A 20,656-nucleotide genomic window follows, 5' to 3' on the forward strand; every position below is an offset into this window, starting at 1 on the left:
GGCGTCCGCTTGAAAGATAAGTGCGCTTAAGGTCGGCTCGTCTTTCGGTTGCGTGCGCACTGGCCAAGCGCCTGCAGGACAAACTGATAATCGGCTCGTGCGGCTTCGGCGTCCTGTACCGCTAGCGTCCTGACGGAACGGGTGGGCAGGGTCGTCGGCAGACTGCAGGCCAAACGGTACCACAGCAGGCTGCCTGGCACGGGCGCGCGGGCGGCTTCATCGACAATTTCGCCCAGCGCCACGGCCCAGCGTGGATCCTGACCAGGCCGGCGAATAATCGACAGCGATACAGGATCATCATTCTCCGTGCGGAGGAAGATTTGTGTCTCTCCCTCGCCGGCGATCGTGCCTGCCACATGGAAGGCATCACCCAGCCCTATGATTCGCGGCGGGGCGTCGGCGGATACCAGGGCGGACAATATGCTGCGCACCCTTTCGACTTCGGCCGGGGTTGAGGCGATCTGGGCGTCGCGTGCTACCAGCTGGATCTGGCCAGGGCGCGTGCCTGGCCGCGCGAACAGGATGACCTGGGACTTTTTCAGCTTCGGCAGCTTGCCACGCGTGTCGAGCGGCGCGTCATAAAGATAGCCCACGGTTGGGCTGATGCCCCCTTCGCCGCGAATCAGGCTGGTCACTTCGGCTTCGATATAGACCCTCTGATAGCCAGCAGGGACCTCGCCGGCCTGTTCGGGCTTCAATGTGATGATGTTGCCAATGCGCACATTGGCAACGAGCGAGGCGCTGTCGGAAAGGTCTGCGATATCCGCATAGGTGAATGTAGCGGCGCTGGACGATGGTTGCGTTATCATCGGTGCATTCGCGCCAAAAGCCGGGAAAACTGCGGAATTTGCGGCGAAAATGAGGCATAGCGGGCCGACACTTTTGGTAACCATGGAGGATTTCATTCGCTTCTTCGTCCTAAGCTGTCAGCCAGTGGCAGGGATGTCACAGGCAAGTCATTCCGGTGTGTAATGGTAAACGCAAGCGGGTATTTCGATAAAGCGTTTGCGTGCCACGATGCGCCGCGATAGGAGTTCGCACGGTAGCAAATGGGACGGACAGGGGTCAAAGATGCCCGGGGGATGCCCCCGGACAGCTCGGGCCGTTTTTGGCTGATTTGTACAAACCACTGGTAAGATGAGTTAAGGAGTGTCGTTGCCGAATGGCCTATGCTGACCACTCGCAAGGATCGAGTCGTACGATATCGATCGTCATCGTCGCCCTGATTCACGCTGTTCTCGGCTATGCCTTCGTCACCGGTCTTGGCATGAAATATGTCAAAAAGGCGGCGGAACAGCTGAACGTGATCGACGTGAAAGAGGAGCCCCCGCCACCGGACGAGGAGCCGCCGCCGCCGCCGCCTGATCAGCCGATCGAGCCGCCGCCGGTTGTAGCCCCGCCGCCGATCGTTCAGACGCCGGCGCCTGCGCCGCCGATTCAGACCGTTCGGACGCCCCCGCCGGTGTTCAATCCGGTTCCGGTTGCCGCACCGCCACCGCCGCCGCCGGCTCCGCCGCCGCCGCCGGTTGCTGCCAGCCGCGCTTCACCGCGCAGCAATCCTGGCAGTTGGCTTAGCGACGCCGATTATCCGAGCCGCGCCCAGCGTGAAGAACGCTCGGGTACCGCCGGCTTCCGTCTGGAAATCGGCGCTGATGGTCGGGTGACCAACTGCACCATCACCTCTTCGACCGGTCATCCCGACCTCGACGAGGCGACCTGTCGACTGCTGCCGAAGCGTGCGCGCTTCAAGCCCGCAGTCGGTGGTGATGGGCAGCCCATGGCCGATACCTACAACGGCCGTATCACCTGGCGTCTGCCGGAATAATCCATACAGGGAAGGCGAGCGCGCCGCGCCGCCTTCCTCTTTGATGATCCTATTGAGAGGGAAGTCTTGAACATGTTGATGTATCTCGCAGCGGCTGCTCCGAAGCCGGAAAACCCCTACGGCCTGATGGAAGCCCTGGAACAGGGCGGCACCATTGCCTGGACCGTGTTCCTCATCCTGTGCGCCATGTCCGTCGGCACTTTCTACATTCTGTTCACCAAGCTGATCGAACAGCAGAAGGTGATCAATCAGGGCAAGAAGGTTCGTGCGACCTTCTGGCGCGCTGCTTCGCTGAAGGAAGCGTCGGCCAAGCTGGACAAGAACTCGGCCTACAAGCAGATCGTCGATGACGGCATCAAGGCGCAGGACGAGCATGGCAAGCTGAAGGATCCGGTCGAAGCGCATGACTGGCTGCACGGTTCGCTGGCCCGTTCGGAAGCGGCGATCAACTCCAGCCTGAACGGTGGCCTGGCCTTCCTCGCAACCGTCGGTTCGACCTCGCCGTTCATCGGTCTGTTCGGTACCGTTATCGGTATCTACCGCGCCCTCATCAAGATCGGCGCTGCCGGTCAGGCCTCGATCGACGCCGTTGCCGGCCCGGTCGGTGAAGCTCTGATCATGACCGCTCTGGGTCTGGCCGTCGCCGTTCCTGCGGTGCTCGCCTACAACTTCCTGCAGCGCCGCAACAAGTCGATCGCCGAACAGCTCAACGGTTTCACCGTCGACCTGCTGGCCTATCTGGTTTCGGACGGCGCTGTGAAGCCGACTGTTGCTGCCGCTCCGGCCGCTGCTGCCAAGCCGGCTGCCGCGCCGACCAAGGCCTGATCGCCTTAAGACGCCGGTTCGGGAACCGGGTGGCGGCTGCGACCGCCCGGTTCCCCGCCGGACAGGGGCCCCGGCTAACGGGGCACCATCGACACCAAGGTTAGGATAGTATCAATGGCAATGAGTGTTGGCCCCGGCGGCGGTGACGACAAGCCCTTGTCCGACATCAACACGACGCCGCTCGTCGACGTCATGTTGGTGTTGCTCATCATCTTTCTCATCGCGGTCCCGGTCGTCGTCCAGACTGTAGAGCTGCAGCTTCCCAAGGTGGCGTTCGAGCCGACCACGACGAAACCGGAAAATGTTTCCCTGTCGGTCACTTCGGCGCCGGACGGCAGCTGTGCAGTTTACTGGAACCTGACCAAGGTCGGTTCCGACGAACTGCTCAATCGTGCCGTGGCCAAGCTGGAGGCGGATATCAAGAAGGCAGGCGGTGTAGAAAATCTGACGCCCGAAGATCTGCCCGAAGTGCATATCCGTGGCGACATCAATACCCCCTATCGTTGCATCGGCGGCACCATCTATACGATGCAGCGCGCCGGTTTCCCGAAGGTGGGCTTCATCTCCGAGCCGGAACCCGGCACGACGACGACCCGCCTCTGACCGGCTGATTAAGGAGAATTCGCTATGGCCATGAGCATGGGCTCCGATGATGGTGAGCCGATGATGGAAATGAACACGACGCCGTTGATCGACGTCATGCTCGTTCTCCTCATCATGTTCATCATCACCATTCCGATCCAGACCCACGCGGTGAAGATCGACCTGCCGCAGAATGCGCCGCCGACTGACAGCGTGATCGACCCTGTGAAAAACAAGGTCGCGATCGATGCCGGTGGCGTCATCACCTGGAACGGTGCGCCGATCGACCTGCTGACGCTGCGTCAGTATCTGCAGCAGTCGCTGCGCCTGCCCGTCGAGCCGGAACTGCAGTTCCAGCCCAATGCGCAGACCCGCTATGTCGTCGTTGACGAGGTGCTGGCGGAGATCAAGCGTGCAGGCGTGACCAAGCTGGGTTTCGTCGGTAACGAACAATATGGCAATTTCTGATTGCTGATAGGTCTGGCGCGGTCCGGGATATGACTTCCCGTCCCCGGCACGTCGGATGATCAGGATCGGTATATTCTGCCAAGGGATCAGGGGCTGCGTTCGCAGCCCCTTTTTTCATGCGCATGATTCTCGCGTGCTGATCGGGTGATTTAACGCTTTTCTTACTCTCCGCGTCCATGTTGGTCACAGGATGGTGGGCGATGGGCGCTGAACGACTGACAGACATGGAACGCAAGAGCCGGCTGGCCGAGCGTCGGGACGTCATGATCGACGTCAAGGTGCGACGGCCAGGCGAGACTTGGTTCACGAGTCGTATCGCCGATATGTCGGTGTCTGGTTTCCGTCTTCAAAGCTTCATGAAGCTGACTGCGGGCAGCGAATTATGGATCATGCTGCCGGGCTTCGAGGGACGGCGGGCGCGTGTCTTGTGGGTCCGGGCTCATGAATCCGGCTGCACATTTGAACGGCCCCTGCATCCGGCGATTTTCGATTACATCATCCAGCGCAGCCGTAGCACCGCGCGCTGAACCTCGGCCTGTCGGCCGATCGGGGGCGATCAGCCCTGTTCATTATCCTGAAATTGCAAGCTGGCCAGACGGGCATAGAGGCCGCGATGTGCCATGAGCATGGCGTGCGTCCCCTGTTCGACTATCCGTCCCTGGTCGAGCACGATGATCCGGTCCGCCGCGCGGACGGTCGCCAGGCGATGGGCAATTACGATCGTGGTCCGGTCCCGCATCAGCCGGTCGAGTGCCTCTTTCACGAGCTGTTCGGATTCCGCATCGAGGGCAGATGTTGCCTCGTCCAGCAGCAGGATCGGTGCGTTCCGCAGCAGGGCGCGGGCGATTGAAACGCGCTGGCGCTGCCCGCCGGACAGGCGTGCACCGCCTTCGCCCAGTTGGCTGTCGAGTTGTTGCGGCAAATTTCGCAGGAATTCTTCGGCATTGGCTGCCCGCGCAGCCTCCCATATCTGATCGTCGCTTGCGTCCCAGCGGCCGTAGCGCAGATTGTCGCGCGCGGACGCGGCGAAGATGATGCTGTCCTGTGGGACCAGCGCCATCTGGCTGCGAACTGCCCCTGGATCGGCATCGGGCAGAGCGACGCCATTTAGCCTGATCGTGCCGGAAGCGGGATCGTAGAAACGCAATGCGAGCTGGATCAGCGTAGACTTGCCCGCGCCGGAAGGGCCGACGACCGCAACGGTCTCACCCGGGGCAACGTCCAGGCTGACGCCGTTCAAAGCAGCCTGGTCTGGTCGGCTGGGATAGCGGAAATGGACGTCCTCGAAGGTCAGGCGGGCGGCCTGCATGCCATCGGAGACGGGCACGGGTGATCGCGGGGGTAGGATAGATGGCTCGGCGGCCATGAGTTCGTGCAACCGGCTGGCCGCACCGGCTCCCCGTAACAGATCGCCCCAGCTTTCGGATAGAGATCCGAATGCACCGGCAACCAAACCGCCGGTCAGGACGAAGGCTGCGATGCTGCCGCCCGACAGGCGGCCGGCTGCGACGTCGATCGCCCCCAGCCATAACACGCCGGTAATGGATCCAAACACCAGGGCGAAGGCAATGGCCGTCATGATGGCGCGCAACAGGATGCGTCGACGTGCCGTGGCGAAGCCGCTGGCTACGGTGGCATCAAAGCGCGCAGCTTCCCGTGCTTCCTGACCGAAGCCCTGTACGATCTTCATCGCGCTCAGAACCTCGGTGGTCACGCTACCGACTTCCGCCAGGCGATCCTGGCTGGCGCGCGACAATTTGCGCACGCGACGTCCCAGCGTGACCAATGTCATGACGATGACCGGAATACCCAGGATCAGCAGTCCGGCAAGCTTGGGCGCCAGGATGAAAAGATAGATGAGACCGCCTATTCCGGTCACCAGGTTGCGCAACGCGACGGATACGGTGGAACCGACCACCTGATCGATGATCGCGGTGTCGGCCGTCATGCGTGACGCGATTTCCGATGGGCGGTTTTCCTCAAAGAAGACGGGGGCCTGGCGCAGCAGATTGGCCTGGGTCGCGCTGCGAATGTCGGCGACGACCCGTTCGCCGAGCCAGGATACGAAGTAGAAACGCAGGGCGCTGGCGCTGGCGAGGATGATGACGAGCAGGAAAAGATACTCGAACCAACGACTGATATCGCCTCCCCCCGTAAACCCCCTGTCAATGACCAGGCGAAAGCCGCTGGGGATCGCCAATGTGGCGGCAGATGAGACGATCAATGCGATGGCCGCCCAGGCAATTCGCGCGGGATATCGGCTGGCAAACTGCCACAGCATCCCCAGGCTTCCGAGGGCAGGGCGCGCAGCGCGGCGCGACGAATTATCGGTGGCATCCTCCATGGACGCGGCGTTAGCAGTCCGCTGATAAAGCCTCAATGGCTGCGGCGGGATCGCCTGCCGTTGCCGCATGGACACGCACATGGCGGAAGGGGGGCCTCACGGATTTGCGTGGCGCCCGGATTTGCGCTTAGGGCTGTCGGCCCGCGCACAGCATGGATACCGCCGATGACCCGCATGATTCTCGCGACCGTTGAACGTTGGCCGGTAGCCGGGTCCTTCATCATCAGCCGTGGTGCCAAGACGGTGGTCGATGTGGTCGTCTGCACCGTGACCGATGGAGAGGATGTCGGGCGCGGTGAGGGGACCGCGATCTATTATGAGGGGGAGACGGCTGAAGGCTGCGCGGCCGCGATCAACGCCTATGACGGTCCGCTCGATCGGCAGGCGTTGCTGGAAACCATGCCCCGCGGCGCGGCGCGCAACGCGCTTGATTGTGCCCTCTGGGATCTGGAGGCGAGGCAGGCGGGCATACCCGTCTGGCAACTGGCCGGCCTTGCTGTACCTGCACCGCTGGCAACCGCCTTCACCATCAGCCTGGGTGATCCCGAAAAGATGGAAGCCGATGCGCGTGCGGCGGTCGCGCGAGGCTTTGGTCTGCTCAAATGCAAGCTGACGGGCGAGGGCGATCATGCCCGTATTGCTGCGGTGCGCGCGGGTGCGCCCGGGGTGCGGTTGATCGTCGACGCCAATGAAAGCTGGCATGGGCGGGATATCGCTGTCGAAGCTGCGGCGCTGGCAGCGCTTGGCGTCGAAATGATTGAGCAGCCAATCATCCATGGCCAGGAGGATCGGCTGGCGGGTGTTCGGGCGCCACTGCCGCTATGCGCGGACGAAAGCTGCCACACCCGTGCCGATCTCGATAAACTGGGTGATTTTGACGCGGTCAATATCAAGCTCGACAAGGCGGGCGGGCTGACGGAGGCGCTGGCGCTGACACAGGAAGCGCGTCGTCGCGGCTTCCGCATCATGGTTGGCTGCATGCTGGGCACCTCGCTCGGCATCGCCCCGGCCGCACTGGTGGCGCAGGGTGCGGATTGGGTCGATCTTGATGGCGCGCTGCTGCTGGCGCAGGACCGGGATGGCGGGCTCGTCCTGCGTGACGGCCTGCTCGATCCCGGTTCGCTTTGGGGGCTGGGACGCTGATCGGGCGTCAATAGCCCAGCGTCAGGCCGATCGTGTAATATTTCGGTGCCAGATTGGCTTTGGCGCGCAATTTCGGGATCAGCGGCATGGCAATGGTGGCATAGGGCCGTGTATTGTCGCCACTGAAGCGTACGCCACCGCCGATGCTGGCCGACATGGGCAAGGTGTAGGTCGCTTCGACCCGGCCATAGAGCTTGGTATCGCCATCGCGCAGATAGACGCCACCGCCGGGCGTGAGGCTGAAGCCCGCCAGTCCAAAGGCGTAGCCTGCACCGATTTCCGTTCCCCAATGGCCGTCGGCCCGGCCATAGTCGATTTCCGCGCCGAGCCCCTCAGCATGAGCGACGGGCGCGGTGGCCGCAAGGAACATAGACAGGCAGACGGCTGCCAACGGAACGATCTTCATACGCAATCCAGTTCACAATCATGGGGATGTGGTTCGTAAAGGCCGCTGTGCCGGGCCGGGCAACAGCGTACCGGCCCAGCCGAATCCGTCTTGCGGTAAACCGAGTCGCTGACGCTACAGATCGACTCGCTTGACCGGCTGCACTTCCGGATATGGCATAATTGCCTTGCCATCGGGCGCTGCGGTGAAGCTGGTCTGGGTTGGATAGGCGAAGCCGATCCCCTCAGCGTTGAACCGCTTCCAGATGGCTAGGCCAATGCGATGGCGCATCTGGAAATAATCATGATGATCCGGGTCTGGCACGTCGAAATTGAGCTGATAGTCGAGCGAACTGGCGCCAAACTGGACGATGCCGGCATTGACGAAAATCAGTCCCTCGGCTTCGACGATCTCCTGCAACATGGTGGGAATCGCGTCCGCCTTATCCTCGGCGGTCTGGTAGATAATGCCAATGGCATAGGTGACACGGCGCTGGGTCAGCGTCTGCAGGCTGGTAATCTCCTTCTGCAGAAGATTGGCGTTGGAGATCACCTTCTTCTCGCCGCTCATCGCGCGCAGCCTAGTGCTTTTCAAACCGATCTTTTCGACCCGTGCGGTTGTCTGGTCATAGGTGATGATCTCGCCCCGGCGGAACGGCTTGTCGAAAATGATCGAGAGGGCAGCAAAGAGGTCAGAGAAAATGCCCTGCGCGGCAAGGCCGATGGCGATGCCGCCAATGCCCAGACCCGCGACCAGGCCCGTCACGTTGACGCCCAGATTGTCGAGCACGACGATGGCGGCGATCGCGAACAGCGCAAAAGTCACCAGAATACGGATCAGGCCCATCGCATTGGCCAGCGTCTCGCCCTGGCCATCTTCCGCCAAAGTCTTGCGCTCGATCAAGCCCAGGATGATTTCGCGAGCCCAGATCGCTGCCTGAAGGACCGCCGCGATGGTGAAGAAGAAGGTCACGGTCTTCGTCAGCGAAGCCGGGGCATTGGCGAACACCACGACGATGCGCGCGGCAACCATGACCATGAAAAATTGGGTCGTCCGCGCTGCTGCGCGGCTCAGCACATTGGTGAATCCGAGTGGATCGCCGCGCTGGCCCATATGCCTGGCGCCGACCGTACGCAGCGCCGCGAGGGTGAGGTAGATGATGACCGCCGCGCCGACCGCAATCAGTATCTGCATATAGTGTAGCTGAAACCAGGCGATGGTCGAATGGACCAGCTCGCGCAGATTGGGGGCGTGGATGGTGATGTCGGGCAGGGCGGGGTCGTTCTTGCTGGCCATGCTGATCCTTGAATGATGGTCCGTGGGTTGGATCAGGCTGCTGCAGCCAATTGCATGGCGCCGGCTTGATCCTCGAGGAACGCAATCAGCCCGCGTTCGTGACGGGACAGATAGCGCGTACGGCGCGGCAGGCGAAGCCCCTTGCGCCATTCATCCTGTCCGTCCTTGCACAATGCGATTAACGCAGGATGGATATAGCTTTTGCGGCTGATCGCGGGGGTGTTGCCCAGCGTCGCCGCGACCGGCGCGATCATTTCGGCCAGCGACACATGGCTGGTGGCCAATGTCTCGAAAGCGATCGTCGATGCACCCCAGGTCCGGAAATGCTTTGCCGTGAACGCGCCGTCCATGGCTTGCGCGATGTAGCAGTTGACGTCGCTCGACGTGACGGGGTGAGCGACGCCGACTTCGTCCAGATACTGGAAGAGATGCTGACCGGGCAGATCCTGCACGGCGCGAACGAAGCGGAGCAGCCGTTGATCTGTGACTGTCAGTTGATGTTCCCTGCCAGACTTGGCGCGATAGCGCAGTGTCAGCGCCCGGCCTGACAGGTCGACATGACGGCGGCGCAGGGTGGTCGCGCCAAAACTCTTATTGGTCGTCGCATAATGTTCGTTGCCGACGCGCAGCTTGGCAAGGTCGAGCAGGCGTACCACTGCAGCGACGGTCCGTTCCTTGCGGAGGCTGCGGCGGGACAAATCTGCCTCCAGTCGTGCGCGCAGAAGAGGCAAGGCACGGCCGAACAGGGCGCAGCCGGCATATTTCTCCGCTTCCCGCGCGGCACGGAAGTCGGCATGATAGCGATATTGCTTACGACCGCGATCATCATAGCCGGTCGCCTGGATATGGCCGTTGCAGGACGGGCAGAACCAGCAATCGCGATAGGCTGGCGGCATGGCAATGGCGTTGAGGCGATCGATTTCGGTCTGGTCGGTGATCCGGGTTCCGTCGATATCCAGATAGGCCCAGCCATGCTTTAACGCTCGCCGTCGGATTCCGGGCATATTGTCGTCGCTATGGAAAACGGCGGACTGGGGCATGGATAAGCGGGACCTTCCTCGTCTCCACCAACCCGCCGTCCGTCGCTTCGTTCCGCAACCCGATGCCGTGAGCGCCCCTGTGATGGCGATGGCAATCTTGTCACCAGTGGCACGCTGGCCGCATCGCCGCTTTGATGGCTGCCTTCAGGACAGTCGTGACCGACGATGGCGCCAATATGACCAGCCCGCGCCATGTGTCGGGGTCTGTCTCCATGGCAGGAATCGGCGACGCACGATCGACGTCTGGGCAACCGCCAAGGTAAAGCTGGCGACCATGGTCGGAAAGGCCAGGGGCAGCGTGGCGGGCGCGTAGGTGGCCAGCAGCATGGCTCCCCCGGCGCAGCCGAGCGCCGCGACGGCGGATCGCAGATCGCCATCCGGACCGCGTAGCCAGAAGACGCAGGTCGTCATCCCCAGAGCGAACTGCGCGATATTCTGGCAGGCGCCGTTTGGCACGATGGCGCACATGCCGATCGCGACCATCATTGCTGCCGCCACTCGGGGGCGCTGCCAGCCATTTAGAAGATGGGAGAGCAGGGGATATAGCAGCAATTCGCACAGCATGGCGGCAACAAGGATGGCTGTTGGCGCGGCGGCCTGTCCGTCACCCATTTCGGCGTGCATGATGAATGCCACCACTGCGGTTGCCGCAAAGGGCAATAACCGGCCGGGAGCCATGCGGATATGACTGATCCAGCCCTTCCACCCCGGGCGCAATCCCCAGCGTCGATCGGCAAGCCGCAGTTGGAAGGCGGAGAGGGCGAACAGTATTTGCACGCCCCAGGGCATCAGCGCGGGGACGACCAACGGGGCCGAGAGAAGCAGTCCCAACAAAAGGCCTTGTACCAGGCCAAGGAGGCGCAATTCCATATTCATGCCGCCACACCTGCTTGTGGCTGCGCCGCATGTGGCAGGAATGGCTTATGTGTTTCTTCCTTTCGCTTGCGGGTCAGATAGGTGTCCAGGCCGATCTGCAGGGACAGCATCATGAAGATGAAGGGTTGGTAGGCGATACCCACGAAAAGCGATCCGATCATGTAAACGATATGGCCTTGCTGGAGAGCGACGGCGAAGGGGGCGACCCAGGCTTCATCCGGCGCGTCGCGTTTGCGGTAAATCCGCCTGATGGCTTCGGTCCGGACGAAGCAACTGATGTGAAGAAGAGCCCAGAGGAAGAAGCCGAAATAGCCTTGCTCGCCCAGCATCTCGAAATAGGCGCTGTGATAGGCGCGGCCTTTGTCGGTGACGAGCCGCCGTTCCACGCGTTTCTCGTCGCCATCGCCGACTACATTCTGGGCGACATAGGTGAAGCTGTTCTGCAGATAATTGTCGAAGCCCCCTCCACCTGGATGGGCCTTCACATAATCGAGTGTCCACATCCACACCGCAACGCGCGTAGAGGCGCTTTCGTCACCCTGATGATTTTCGATCGTCTGCATCCGCTTGGTAAAGCTGGCGGGCAGAAAGGGAATGGCGGCGAGGGCCGCGAAGGCGAGCAATGGGCCATAGACGAATTTGCGTTTGGACCGCAGCAGCATCATCCCGGCGAGAATCACGAGGCAGACGAGACCGGTCCGGGCTTCCGTTCCCACTGGCATCAGCATGCAGGCCAGGCAGAGGGCGTAGGCGAAGGCCTTAACCTTCCAGTCGGGCGGGAAGATGGTGCCATGGTGCGTCAGCCACAAAATGATCGGAATCAACGCAATCGCGACGCAGGAAATGATGCTGCCTTCATAAAGGCCGCTATTATTGTCGACCATCAGGTTCAGTACGCCATAGCCTCCACCTGACAGCGCCGTCTTCATGCCGCCATTGATGATGATCGTGCTGGCGCACAGCACCATGAACAGCGCCAGCGCTTCGATGCGCAACTTGGTACGAAGCACCAGCGGCAGGAACACGGCGAAGATGATTGCCTTCCAAACCCAGGCCCATTTGGTCGCGGCATTGATGGGGAAATCCGCTGTTGCGGTAGTGTAGCCGCACCAGGCCAGCAGGATCAGCAATAGAATCTGTCGTGCAGAAAAACGGCAATCCTTCTTGTCATCAACCAATAGCCAGGCGCCCACCGCACAAACGAAGGCGATCAGGGAAATGGGGATGCTGTTCAGCAGGAAATAGGACAGCCGCTGGGGCGAAACGATGTCGATATAGGCATAGATGATGATCAGCAGGAAAGGACGCTTGAACCCCATCAGGAAAAAAATGCCGAGGAAGGCGATGAAGAACAGGTCACGCATGCCCGCTATCCTTTTCGCGCGGGGGCGTCGGATCGATGTCGCGATCCAGGTCGGGGCGCGACAGCAGGCGCCATGCGGCGAGCAGTATGACGCCATGACTGATCAGCAGGGATAGGGTATCAATCATTGCGCGCTTGGTTCGCCGGTCCTGGCCTCTTGTCCAACGATATCCCTAGCGTGACAGAGTTGACGGGGCGTTAAACCTTTTTCGGCAAAAAGTTAGGGCTATGACTCGGATCCTTCATATCCTCGACCACAGCTTGCCGATGCACAGCGGCTATACCTTCCGCACGCGGGCGATCTTGCGGGCACAAATGGCCAAGGGCTGGGATGTTCGTGGCCTTACCGGCCGTCGTCACAGTGCTGGCGGACCATCGGATGCGACCGTGGATGGCCTTCGCTTTCACCGTACGCCGGGTGCTCCTGCCACGGGTAATGCCATTGTGCGGGAATGGCGTGATATTGCCGCCCATGCCGACGCGATCGAGTCGTTGGTCCAGCAATGGCGTCCCGATATCATTCACGCGCATTCGCCGGTGCTGAACGCGATCGCGGCACAGCGGGTTGCGCGCCGGCATGGCATTCCGATCATCTATGAGATTCGCGCCTTCTGGGAGGACGCTGCTGTGGGCAACGGGACCGGCACGCAGGGCAGTGCGCGTTATTGGCTGACCCGTCAGCTCGAAACCCGTGCCGTCCGCAGTTCTGACGCCGTTGCGGTCATTTGCGAAGGGTTGCGTTCGGACTTGATCGCCCGCGGCATTGATCCCGGCAAGATCATCGTGTCCCCCAATGGTGTCGATCTTGACCAATTCGGTACGCCATGCGCCCGCGACCCCGCGCTTTCCGCACGGTTGGGACTTGATGGTGCCGATGTAGTCGGCTTCATTGGCAGCTTCTATGATTATGAGGGGCTGGACGATCTCATCGCAGCCATGCCGCGACTGGTGCGGTCGAGGCCGCGAGCCAAATTATTGCTGGTTGGCGGTGGCCCCTGTGAAGAGGCGTTGCGTGCGCAGGCGATGGCATCGCCCTTTGCCGATCACATTGTCTTTGTCGGCCGTGTTCCGCATGATCAGGTCGAACATTATTACGCGCAGGTCGACATCTTGGCCTATCCGCGCAAGGCGATGCGCCTCACCGATCTGGTGACCCCGCTCAAGCCACTGGAGGCGATGGCGCAAGGGCGTCTGGTCGCCGCGTCGAGCGTTGGCGGCCATCGCGAACTGATAGAGGATGGCGTGACCGGTACATTGTTCGCACCGGATGCCCCTGCGGCGATCGCTGCGGCTCTGGCCGATTTGTTCGCCAACCGGGAAATCTGGGATCAGCGTCGAGCCGTTGCCCGTGCATTTGTTGAGCGTGAGCGTAACTGGTCGTCAAACATTTTGCGTTACGAGCCTGTTTACCAGCGGTTGCTGGACCGGACTGTGCACGCAAGGGCGGCCTGATCAGGGCCGTGATGATGCCGAGGTTCAAGGGACCGGGACGCACTATGTTGGCCGCAGCGATCGTGGCCGGATTGTTCGTCCTGACGATGCCCGTCGGCCTGGTCGAAACGCTGGTGGCATCCAGCGGCCTGAGCGAGGCGATCCCGGCAGCGGGGCCGCCGCTTGGGCTGAAGGCCCGGCTATTGCTGGCTGGGTTCGGGGCCATGATGGCGGTCGGAATGGTTGCGGCAGTTCGTAGGCGCCCAGCCGATCCGACGGCCATTGGGTGGAGAAAGAGAATAGGAGCATGGCGCGGTTTTCGCGCCCAAGGAGCAAGAAGAATGGGTTTCGCATTTGCCAAGCTGACTGCGCTGGCGCGGGGACGCAATGTTCCTGTCGTTGACGAAGGAACGCCGGCGCTTCGTCGCGCCGACGCCCATCCTGACGCGCCCGCCCGCGCACCTATCTTCGCCAGCCGTGACTTTAACGGGCTCGATATCTTTTCGCGGCCGGAAACGGGGCGCCGCAGGCTGGTCGTCAATCCGGAACCGGGAGACAGGCCTGCGGAGCCCAGCATTGCATTCGCGATGCCCAGCGCACCCGAGCCGCTACCGGTCGAGGAACTGAATCTGGCGGCTTTCGCGGTCCCCGCCGATCCTGAACCAGCGCCCGAACCTGTTTCTATGCCACTGGCCCGTCCCCCCTTCGCCGCGCCCGAGGATGCGGTGTTTGAGTCTTGGGAGGATGATGCGCACAGTGAGGATATGGCCAACGGCGACCTTGTGTACGAGTCGCTGGCGACTGTGGATATATCATCCGAGCCGGATGCGCCGACGCTCGCAGCTATCGGGATGGAACAGGCCATATCCATGCCGGCCATGCAGCCTGCGCGTAAAATCGAGGATATGACACTTGCCGAACTGACCGAAAGGCTTGAGCGCGGCCTGGCGCAACGCAGTCGCCATGCTGCAGGGCCACATCCTGCCCGTGTGATTGCCGATATGCCGGTGGCCTCCGCCGTGCCTGTGCGGGACATGGTTGAACAGGACGTCGATGAAGCTTTGCGGGCGGCTCTTGGTACCTTGCGTTCGATGACTGGCCACGGGCGCTGATATGACATCATTGCATCGGCGTTGATCGCGCCGATGCTACCAGTCCTCGATTGTGAGGGCGGAGAGTTCAATCCATATCCCGTCCGTACCCGGCCGGCTGTCGTCGACCGTGATATCGGCGACGAAGTGCCCCGGCAGCTTCCATTCCACGTCTTCAAGCCCCCGTATGAAATGATCCCGGCGCGTCGTCGCGTCCTGGCCCTCGATACCCAACAGCATGACATGGCGCCGGCCCTCGAACAGCGCGCTTGCCCAGGGGCGGCTGCTTGCCTGCCTGATGGTGAGCGGCATGCCGATGCGATCGGCGATTTGTGCCAGCAGTCGAGGCAGGGGATCGACTTGGCGATTTCCTATTCCTTTATTTTGGACCAGGTTTGAACGATTGAAAATGCCATCAGCGCTTGTCATTGACCGGCACTCCTGCGATATTCGTTCATGAAATGTTCTATCCGTCTTTTCACCCGTTCTCCCGGTTCGCGTCCATGACGTATGTCGTGGACCAGGCGCGGATCGCGTACAGATTCCCGGCCGAAGCGGGTGGCAGCGATATTTTGTTCATGCAGAAATTTCTCGATCGTGCGCAGCAGCATCGCCGGAATCCTCCTCTGTCGATCCGATTCGCCCCCTGCGAATCAATAGGTATTTCCCTATTTCATATTCATTTTCCTACTTGTCTAGGAAAATTCCTATCATTATGGATGTAACATGGATGAACCACAGGATCCCCGTGCCGCACTGGATCGGTTGATCGCCGAGCGTGGAGAAAATTATGCCGATCTGTCCCGATTGATTGGCCGTAACCCGGCCTATATTCAGCAGTTCATCAAACGCGGTACGCCGCGCAAGCTGGACGAGGAAGATCGCCGCATCCTTGCTCGCTATTTTGGTGTCGCTGAAACGGCGCTGGGCAGCGTCCCAGCGCGTATCGCGCCAGTAACGCGGTCCCGCGGTTTGCCGATGGTCGTTGCGGTGCCACGCCTGGCACTTGGTGCATCCGCCGGCGCCGGGTCGCTGGACGAGGATGAGCGCGCGGCGGGGGTGATGGCGTTCGACGCCCAATGGCTCCGCAATCTGGGTGTACGGCCGCAGCGCGCGTCGATCATTCGCGTGGATGGTGAATCGATGGCGCCGACGCTGACGGATGGCGATGACATCATGGTCGATCATGAGGATGATGCTTCCCGCTTGCGCGACGGTGTCTATGTGCTCCGGCTTGACGGGGTGTTGATGGTCAAACGGATCGCAACGGGGCCGTTACGCGGTCGCTTCAGTGTATTGAGCGACAATCCCCATTATCCCGACTGGGCCGATATCGATCCTGCGATGGTGGCGATCGTGGGCCGGGTGGTGTGGACCGGGCGGAGACTGGCCTGATACATCATCCCTCCCTTTACAGGCGCGTGACTCGCTCTATCTCCACGAGGGACAGGAAGAGGCAATTGTGAACGACAATGGGGCGGTGATCCGCAAGGCGATCGAATGGCGCGGCGCGCCGATGGCGCTGGCGACGGTTGTGTCCACCTGGGGATCGGCGCCGCGGCCGCGCGGCAGCCATATGCTTGTGCATCAGGATGGCCGGCTGGAGGGGAGTATCTCGGGCGGTTGTGTCGAGACCGACGTGTTGCAGCGCGCTGCCGAGGTGATCGCCGGACGCCCGGGTCATGTCGAGCGCTATGGCGTGGCTGACGGTGACGCCTGGGAGGTCGGGCTGCCCTGTGGCGGCGAGATTCAGGTACTTGTGCAGCCAGTTGGAGACGAAGGCTTTGCCCCGATGCTGTTCGACCGGATCGCGACGGAAAGCGCGCGGGGACGGGCGCTGACTTTATCGACCGACCTGGAAAGCGGCCTGACGCAGGAAGGAGAGGGCGAGGGGCGGTTCATCAACCGTTATGATCCGCCCAGACAGTTGCTGATTGTCGGCGCGGTGCAGATTGCTCAGTCGCTCGCGGCGCTGGCGCAGGCGATCGACGTTGCCCCGGTGATCATCGATCCGCGCGGACGTTTCCTGACGGCAGAGCGTTTTCCTGGCATCGAACTGGATGATCGCTGGCCGGACGAGGCGATCGCGACACGGCATCCGGGCGAATCCACGGCGGTGGTGACCCTGAGCCACGACATAAAGATTGATGATCCCGCGCTGCTGGCGGCACTGAACGCGCCGACCGGCTACGTCGCGGCGCTAGGATCGCGCCGCAGCCATGCCGCGCGACTGGATCGATTGGCGATGCAGGGCATGAAACCGGCGGATCTGGCACGGATTGACGGTCCGGCCGGGCTCGACATCGGCGCGACCGGCGCGGCGGAGATCGCCCTGTCGATTTGCGCCGGCATGATCGCAGGCTTCAACGCCAAGCGCTGATTAGCAGCATTTTCCGCCATTCTTGCCGCCATAGCGCGCCTCTTGCCGATTACGGAAGAAGGTGATGCGGTCCATCGGCGCGTGGCCGGGATGCTGCTCACGCATGTGGTGTAGATAGGTGTCATAGTCGGGTTGGCCGACCATGAGATGCAGCATGCGCCGCAGTGTTTGCAGGAACGGGCTCATGGCGCGGTGACCAATTGCGCCGGAATCTCGCGCGCGGTCGCGGCTGGAATGCGCCGCGCGGCAACGCAGGTGCGGACGGTGAAGACCAGCAGCGACAGGACGACCGCCAGGAAGATCGCGACCAGCCCGGCATCGACATAATCGTTGAACAATATCTGGCGCATTTCCGCCATCGCCTTGGCCGGCGCCAGCACCTCGCCCTTGTCGAGGGCGGCGCTATATTTGGCGGCATGGGCCAGGAAGCCAACCTTCGCATCGGCCGAGAACAGTTTCAGGAAGCCGGCCGACAGCGTGCAGATCAGCAGCCAGGCGGCGGGCACCATCGTCACCCAGGCGAAGCGGTCGCGCTTCATGCGGAACAGCACGGCGGTGCCCAGCATCAGCGCGATCGCCGCGAGCATCTGGTTGGAAATGCCGAATACCGGCCACAGCGTGTTCACCCCGCCCAGCGGATCGGTTACGCCCTGATAGAGGAAGAAGCCCCATGCCGCGACGCACAGGCCCGTGGCGATGAAGCCGGGCAACTGGCTCTTGCTGTCCTTGAAGCTCGGCACGGCGAGCGCGATCAGATCCTGCAGCATGAAGCGGCCGGCGCGGGTGCCGGCATCGACGGCGGTCAGGATGAACAGCGCCTCGAACAGGATGGCGAAATGATACCAGAAGGCCTTCATCGCCGGGCCACCAAACACATGGCTGAAGATTTCCGCCATCGCGACCGCCAGGGTCGGTGCGCCGCCGGCCCGGCTGATGATCGTGTGCTCGCCGACATCCCTGGCCGTCTGGGCGATCAGGTCCGGGCTGATCGGGAAGCCCATGGCGGTGACGGCGGCGGACACGCTGGCAGGATCGGTGCCGATCACGGCGGCCGGGCTGTTCATCGTGAAATAAATACCCGGGTCCAGGATCGACGCGCCGACCAGCGCCATGATCGCCACGAATGCCTCCATCAGCATCGCGCCATAGCCGATCAGCGGCGCGTCGCTCTCGGTCGCGATCAGCTTGGGCGTGGTGCCGCTGGCGATCAGCGCGTGGAAGCCTGACACCGCGCCGCAGGCAATGGTTATGAACAGGAAGGGGAAGAGGCCGCCCGACCAGACCGGCCCGCCGCCGGCAGCGAACTGGGTGACGGCGTGCATCTTGAGCGGCGGCGCCATGATGACGATGCCGATCGCCAGCGCGGCGATCGCCCCGATCTTGAGGAAGGTGGACAGATAATCGCGCGGCGCCAGCAGCAGCCAGACCGGCAGCACCGAAGCCACCGCGCCATAGCCGATCAATATCCAGCAGAGCTGCACCGGGGTGAAGGTGAAGATCGGCCCCCAGACCGGCGATTGGGCGATCGCCTGGCCATAGACGATCGCCGCGAGCAGGCCGATCAGGCCCAGGATCGACACTTCGCCGATGCGGCCGGGACGAACCCAGCGCGTATAGGCACCCATCGCCATGGCCAGCGGCACGGTGGCGGCGACGGTGAACATGCCCCAGGGGCTTTCCGCCAGTGCCTTGACCACAATCAGCGCCAGCACGGCCAGGATGATGACCATGATCATGAAGGCGCCGAACAGCGCGATGGCGCCGGCGACCTGGCCCATTTCCATGCGGATGAGTTCGCCCAGCGACTTGCCGTCGCGGCGCATGGAGATGAACAGGACCATGAAGTCCTGCACCGCACCGGCCAGCACGACGCCGGCAATGATCCACAGCGTGCCGGGCAGATAGCCCATCTGTGCCGCCAGCACCGGCCCGACCAGCGGTCCCGCCCCGGCGATCGCGGCGAAATGATGGCCGAACAGGACGGTGCGGTCGGTCGCCACATAGTCCAGCCCGTCGGCACGGCGGATCGCTGGTGTCGGCCGGGCTGGATCGAGCCGCATCACCTCACGCGCGATGAACAGCGCATAATAGCGATAGGCGACCAGGAAACAGCTGACGGCGGCGACCACGATCCACAGCGCATTGACCGTTTCGCCGCGCGAGACTGCGACGACCGCCAGCGACACCGCGCCCACCAGCGCAGTCAGTATCCATGGAATGTGCCGGGTCATCGCTCTCTCAAGGGTTCGGGATAGGGATTGGGCGCCACACTAGGCCGCTCCCCCCGAAAGACAACCGCTTGTCGGGGTTAGGGGATTTGCCGCCGCTCGTTCGTCCATCGGAGTGAACAGGGCAGGAGGCATCGCATGACCGACCGGGGCAAGGGCGTTTCGCGCAGGGGCTTGTTGCAGGCGGCGGCAGTCGCGGGGGCAGCGCTGCCGCTGACGGCGCGCGCGGCATCATCGGGCAATGCGATGCGCGACCAGTTGCTGCTGGCGCCCGACATCCATTATTTCAACGCCGCCAATATCGGACCGGCCTTCCGCAGCGCGATCGTCGCGCATGAGCGCGAGACGCAGGCGTTCCAGGCCAATCCCTCGCCGCAGTTCCGCGCCAGATATCCGGTCGCCGCCGATGCCCTGCGCGCGCGCCTGGGCACGCGGATGAACGTCAGCGCACAGGAAATCGCGCTCGTCCGTAACAGCAGCGAGGCGAACACGGTCGCGGTGCGCGGCCTGGCGCTCAAGGCCGGGGACGAGGTGATCCTGACCGATCACAATCATCCCTCGACCCTGGAGACATGGAAGCTGCGCGCCGCGCGCGAGGGGCTGCTCCTCAAGATCCTGCCGGTGCCGGTCTATGCGACCTCGGCCCAGACGGTGGTCGATCAGTTCGCGGCCGCCATCACCCCGCGTACCCGCGCCATCTTCCTGTCGCACATGTCGAACGTCACCGGCATGATCTTTCCGCTGGCGCAGATCGCGCAGCTGACCCGGCCAAAGGGTATCTGGCTGCATGGTGACGGCGCCCAGACCTTCGGCTGGCTGCGGCTCGACCTGCCGGCGCTCGGCGTCGATTCCTATTCGGGCAGCACCCATAAATGGATGATGGGGCCGCTGGAGGGCGGCATCCTCTATGTCCGGCGCGAAGGCCAGGCACAGCTTCAGCCGATCATGCTCAGCCATGGCTATTGGCTGACCGACGAGAAGAATCTCGATACCGCGCAGAAATATGAAATTCTCGGCCAGCGCGACGATCCCAAGCTGATTGCGATCGATGCGACGCTCGATGCGCTTGACGCGATCGGCGAGGCGGAGGTGGAGCGCCGCGCGTTCGCCATCGGCGACCAGATGCGCGACTTGGTGCTGCGCCTGCCCGGCGCGAAGCTGGTCGGCACGACCACCAAGGGGCTGACAGGCCCGGTGATCACCCCGGCCTTTGCCGGCAAGGACGTACTGGCGATCCGCGACCATCTGTGGACGCAGGGCAAGGTGGTGGTCGCCCCGTCCAAGGCGGACGGCAAGCCGACCATCCGCTTCTCGCCCCATATCTATAACAGCGCCGACGAGATCGCCCTGATCGCGGACCTGCTGGCGAAGGTCTGACC

The 20,656-nt window shown here is 62.5% G+C and carries 23 protein-coding genes; 11 read left to right on the forward strand and 12 right to left on the reverse strand.

Features of this window, described 5'->3' with window-relative positions:
* Positions 1-26: 26 nt before the first annotated feature.
* On the reverse strand, positions 27-905 hold the full coding sequence (locus PMI04_RS04010) for a hypothetical protein (RefSeq protein ID WP_007705985.1): 879 nt from the start codon (positions 903-905) through the stop codon (positions 27-29).
* Positions 906-1,162: 257 nt separating this feature from the next.
* Here PMI04_RS04010 and PMI04_RS04015 point away from each other — a divergent pair, with 257 nt between their 5' ends.
* The 5 genes from PMI04_RS04015 to PMI04_RS04035 all read left to right on the forward strand — a co-directional run bounded on the left by PMI04_RS04015 (position 1,163) and on the right by PMI04_RS04035 (position 4,227).
* Positions 1,163-1,825, forward strand: coding sequence for an energy transducer TonB (locus PMI04_RS04015; protein ID WP_007705983.1), 663 nt, complete (start codon positions 1,163-1,165; stop codon positions 1,823-1,825).
* 72 nt (positions 1,826-1,897) lie between these two features.
* On the forward strand, positions 1,898-2,650 hold the full coding sequence (locus tag PMI04_RS04020) for a MotA/TolQ/ExbB proton channel family protein (RefSeq protein ID WP_007705981.1): 753 nt from the start codon (positions 1,898-1,900) through the stop codon (positions 2,648-2,650).
* A 114-nt stretch (positions 2,651-2,764) separates the two neighbouring features.
* Complete coding sequence (locus PMI04_RS04025; RefSeq protein WP_007705979.1) at positions 2,765-3,253, forward strand: biopolymer transporter ExbD; 489 nt, start codon at positions 2,765-2,767, stop codon at positions 3,251-3,253.
* A gap of 24 nt (positions 3,254-3,277) precedes the next feature.
* Positions 3,278-3,700, forward strand: coding sequence for a biopolymer transporter ExbD (locus PMI04_RS04030; RefSeq protein ID WP_007705977.1), 423 nt, complete (start codon positions 3,278-3,280; stop codon positions 3,698-3,700).
* A gap of 200 nt (positions 3,701-3,900) precedes the next feature.
* Positions 3,901-4,227 (forward strand): PilZ domain-containing protein, encoded by a 327-nt coding sequence (locus PMI04_RS04035; RefSeq protein ID WP_007705975.1) that lies wholly within the window; start codon positions 3,901-3,903, stop codon positions 4,225-4,227.
* A gap of 29 nt (positions 4,228-4,256) precedes the next feature.
* Here PMI04_RS04035 and PMI04_RS04040 read toward each other — a convergent pair whose 3' ends face one another.
* Positions 4,257-6,044 carry an ABC transporter transmembrane domain-containing protein gene (locus tag PMI04_RS04040; RefSeq protein ID WP_037485489.1) on the reverse strand — a complete coding sequence of 596 codons (1,788 nt, stop codon included), beginning with the start codon at positions 6,042-6,044 and terminating at the stop codon, positions 4,257-4,259.
* Between the two features lie 165 nt (positions 6,045-6,209).
* Between PMI04_RS04040 and dgcA the strand changes: the two genes are divergently transcribed.
* A complete protein-coding gene (gene dgcA / locus PMI04_RS04045) occupies positions 6,210-7,187 on the forward strand; it encodes an N-acetyl-D-Glu racemase DgcA (RefSeq protein ID WP_007705969.1) in 978 nt (325 codons plus the stop codon).
* A gap of 7 nt (positions 7,188-7,194) precedes the next feature.
* On the opposite strand, the gene PMI04_RS04050 is transcribed toward dgcA, so the two are convergent.
* The 6 genes from PMI04_RS04050 to PMI04_RS04075 all read right to left on the reverse strand — a co-directional run bounded on the left by PMI04_RS04050 (position 7,195) and on the right by PMI04_RS04075 (position 12,275).
* Complete coding sequence (locus PMI04_RS04050; RefSeq protein WP_007705966.1) at positions 7,195-7,593, reverse strand: hypothetical protein; 399 nt, start codon at positions 7,591-7,593, stop codon at positions 7,195-7,197.
* Between the two features lie 114 nt (positions 7,594-7,707).
* Positions 7,708-8,868 (reverse strand): mechanosensitive ion channel domain-containing protein, encoded by a 1,161-nt coding sequence (locus PMI04_RS04055; protein WP_007705963.1) that lies wholly within the window; start codon positions 8,866-8,868, stop codon positions 7,708-7,710.
* 32 nt (positions 8,869-8,900) lie between these two features.
* Entirely contained in the window at positions 8,901-9,908 is a 1,008-nt protein-coding gene (locus PMI04_RS04060) for a DNA topoisomerase IB (protein ID WP_007705961.1), read from the reverse strand.
* A gap of 144 nt (positions 9,909-10,052) precedes the next feature.
* Positions 10,053-10,739, reverse strand: coding sequence for a hypothetical protein (locus PMI04_RS04065; RefSeq protein ID WP_283184850.1), 687 nt, complete (start codon positions 10,737-10,739; stop codon positions 10,053-10,055).
* A gap of 41 nt (positions 10,740-10,780) precedes the next feature.
* Complete coding sequence (locus PMI04_RS04070) at positions 10,781-12,148, reverse strand: putative O-glycosylation ligase, exosortase A system-associated (protein ID WP_007705955.1); 1,368 nt, start codon at positions 12,146-12,148, stop codon at positions 10,781-10,783.
* On the reverse strand, positions 12,141-12,275 hold the full coding sequence (locus tag PMI04_RS04075; RefSeq protein ID WP_274517622.1) for a hypothetical protein: 135 nt from the start codon (positions 12,273-12,275) through the stop codon (positions 12,141-12,143). The genes PMI04_RS04070 and PMI04_RS04075 overlap by 8 nt, the downstream gene beginning before the upstream one ends.
* 100 nt (positions 12,276-12,375) lie before the next feature.
* Between PMI04_RS04075 and PMI04_RS04080 the strand changes: the two genes are divergently transcribed.
* Positions 12,376-13,599 carry a TIGR04063 family PEP-CTERM/XrtA system glycosyltransferase gene (locus tag PMI04_RS04080; protein WP_037485486.1) on the forward strand — a complete coding sequence of 408 codons (1,224 nt, stop codon included), beginning with the start codon at positions 12,376-12,378 and terminating at the stop codon, positions 13,597-13,599.
* A gap of 44 nt (positions 13,600-13,643) precedes the next feature.
* Positions 13,644-14,690, forward strand: coding sequence for a hypothetical protein (locus PMI04_RS04085; protein WP_037485483.1), 1,047 nt, complete (start codon positions 13,644-13,646; stop codon positions 14,688-14,690).
* 36 nt (positions 14,691-14,726) lie between these two features.
* On the opposite strand, the gene PMI04_RS04090 is transcribed toward PMI04_RS04085, so the two are convergent.
* Positions 14,727-15,098: a hypothetical protein gene (locus PMI04_RS04090; RefSeq protein ID WP_007705944.1), complete on the reverse strand. Its 372-nt coding sequence runs from the start codon at positions 15,096-15,098 to the stop codon at positions 14,727-14,729.
* Positions 15,095-15,280 (reverse strand): hypothetical protein, encoded by a 186-nt coding sequence (locus tag PMI04_RS04095; RefSeq protein ID WP_007705941.1) that lies wholly within the window; start codon positions 15,278-15,280, stop codon positions 15,095-15,097. The genes PMI04_RS04090 and PMI04_RS04095 overlap by 4 nt, the downstream gene beginning before the upstream one ends.
* Positions 15,281-15,395: 115 nt before the next feature.
* Here PMI04_RS04095 and PMI04_RS04100 point away from each other — a divergent pair, with 115 nt between their 5' ends.
* On the forward strand, positions 15,396-16,064 hold the full coding sequence (locus PMI04_RS04100; RefSeq protein WP_007705939.1) for a S24 family peptidase: 669 nt from the start codon (positions 15,396-15,398) through the stop codon (positions 16,062-16,064).
* Positions 16,065-16,131: 67 nt separating this feature from the next.
* The gene (locus PMI04_RS04105) at positions 16,132-17,049 is read left to right on the forward strand and encodes an XdhC family protein (protein WP_007705936.1); all 918 of its coding nucleotides are present in this window, start codon (positions 16,132-16,134) and stop codon (positions 17,047-17,049) included.
* Here PMI04_RS04105 and PMI04_RS04110 read toward each other — a convergent pair whose 3' ends face one another.
* Both PMI04_RS04110 and PMI04_RS04115 read right to left on the reverse strand, forming a co-directional pair.
* The gene (locus tag PMI04_RS04110; protein ID WP_007705933.1) at positions 17,050-17,235 is read right to left on the reverse strand and encodes a YbdD/YjiX family protein; all 186 of its coding nucleotides are present in this window, start codon (positions 17,233-17,235) and stop codon (positions 17,050-17,052) included.
* Complete coding sequence (locus PMI04_RS04115; RefSeq protein ID WP_007705930.1) at positions 17,232-19,280, reverse strand: carbon starvation CstA family protein; 2,049 nt, start codon at positions 19,278-19,280, stop codon at positions 17,232-17,234. The genes PMI04_RS04110 and PMI04_RS04115 overlap by 4 nt, the downstream gene beginning before the upstream one ends.
* Positions 19,281-19,415: 135 nt before the next feature.
* Here PMI04_RS04115 and PMI04_RS04120 point away from each other — a divergent pair, with 135 nt between their 5' ends.
* Positions 19,416-20,654, forward strand: coding sequence for an aminotransferase class V-fold PLP-dependent enzyme (locus tag PMI04_RS04120; RefSeq protein WP_007705927.1), 1,239 nt, complete (start codon positions 19,416-19,418; stop codon positions 20,652-20,654).
* Positions 20,655-20,656 lie beyond the last annotated feature (2 nt).

Source organism: Sphingobium sp. AP49 (assembly GCF_000281715.2).
In the GTDB taxonomy this organism is placed as follows: Bacteria; Pseudomonadota; Alphaproteobacteria; order Sphingomonadales; family Sphingomonadaceae; genus Sphingobium.

Excerpts from the sequence above, each read along its gene's own strand:
- PMI04_RS04010 (WP_007705985.1), bottom strand. The coding sequence starts at position 905 with ATGAAATCCTCCATGGTTACCAAAAGTGTCGGCCCGCTATGCCTCATT.
- PMI04_RS04015 (WP_007705983.1), top strand. The coding sequence starts at position 1,163 with ATGGCCTATGCTGACCACTCGCAAGGATCGAGTCGTACGATATCGATC.
- PMI04_RS04020 (WP_007705981.1), top strand. The coding sequence starts at position 1,898 with ATGTTGATGTATCTCGCAGCGGCTGCTCCGAAGCCGGAAAACCCCTAC.
- PMI04_RS04025 (WP_007705979.1), top strand. The coding sequence starts at position 2,765 with ATGGCAATGAGTGTTGGCCCCGGCGGCGGTGACGACAAGCCCTTGTCC.
- PMI04_RS04030 (WP_007705977.1), top strand. The coding sequence starts at position 3,278 with ATGGCCATGAGCATGGGCTCCGATGATGGTGAGCCGATGATGGAAATG.
- PMI04_RS04035 (WP_007705975.1), top strand. The coding sequence starts at position 3,901 with ATGGGCGCTGAACGACTGACAGACATGGAACGCAAGAGCCGGCTGGCC.
- PMI04_RS04040 (WP_037485489.1), bottom strand. The coding sequence starts at position 6,044 with ATGGAGGATGCCACCGATAATTCGTCGCGCCGCGCTGCGCGCCCTGCC.
- dgcA (WP_007705969.1), top strand. The coding sequence starts at position 6,210 with ATGACCCGCATGATTCTCGCGACCGTTGAACGTTGGCCGGTAGCCGGG.
- PMI04_RS04050 (WP_007705966.1), bottom strand. The coding sequence starts at position 7,593 with ATGAAGATCGTTCCGTTGGCAGCCGTCTGCCTGTCTATGTTCCTTGCG.
- PMI04_RS04055 (WP_007705963.1), bottom strand. The coding sequence starts at position 8,868 with ATGGCCAGCAAGAACGACCCCGCCCTGCCCGACATCACCATCCACGCC.
- PMI04_RS04060 (WP_007705961.1), bottom strand. The coding sequence starts at position 9,908 with ATGCCCCAGTCCGCCGTTTTCCATAGCGACGACAATATGCCCGGAATC.
- PMI04_RS04070 (WP_007705955.1), bottom strand. The coding sequence starts at position 12,148 with ATGCGTGACCTGTTCTTCATCGCCTTCCTCGGCATTTTTTTCCTGATG.
- PMI04_RS04075 (WP_274517622.1), bottom strand. The coding sequence starts at position 12,275 with ATGATTGATACCCTATCCCTGCTGATCAGTCATGGCGTCATACTGCTC.
- PMI04_RS04080 (WP_037485486.1), top strand. The coding sequence starts at position 12,376 with ATGACTCGGATCCTTCATATCCTCGACCACAGCTTGCCGATGCACAGC.
- PMI04_RS04085 (WP_037485483.1), top strand. The coding sequence starts at position 13,644 with ATGTTGGCCGCAGCGATCGTGGCCGGATTGTTCGTCCTGACGATGCCC.
- PMI04_RS04090 (WP_007705944.1), bottom strand. The coding sequence starts at position 15,098 with ATGACAAGCGCTGATGGCATTTTCAATCGTTCAAACCTGGTCCAAAAT.
- PMI04_RS04095 (WP_007705941.1), bottom strand. The coding sequence starts at position 15,280 with ATGCTGCTGCGCACGATCGAGAAATTTCTGCATGAACAAAATATCGCT.
- PMI04_RS04100 (WP_007705939.1), top strand. The coding sequence starts at position 15,396 with ATGGATGAACCACAGGATCCCCGTGCCGCACTGGATCGGTTGATCGCC.
- PMI04_RS04110 (WP_007705933.1), bottom strand. The coding sequence starts at position 17,235 with ATGAGCCCGTTCCTGCAAACACTGCGGCGCATGCTGCATCTCATGGTC.
- PMI04_RS04115 (WP_007705930.1), bottom strand. The coding sequence starts at position 19,280 with ATGACCCGGCACATTCCATGGATACTGACTGCGCTGGTGGGCGCGGTG.
- PMI04_RS04120 (WP_007705927.1), top strand. The coding sequence starts at position 19,416 with ATGACCGACCGGGGCAAGGGCGTTTCGCGCAGGGGCTTGTTGCAGGCG.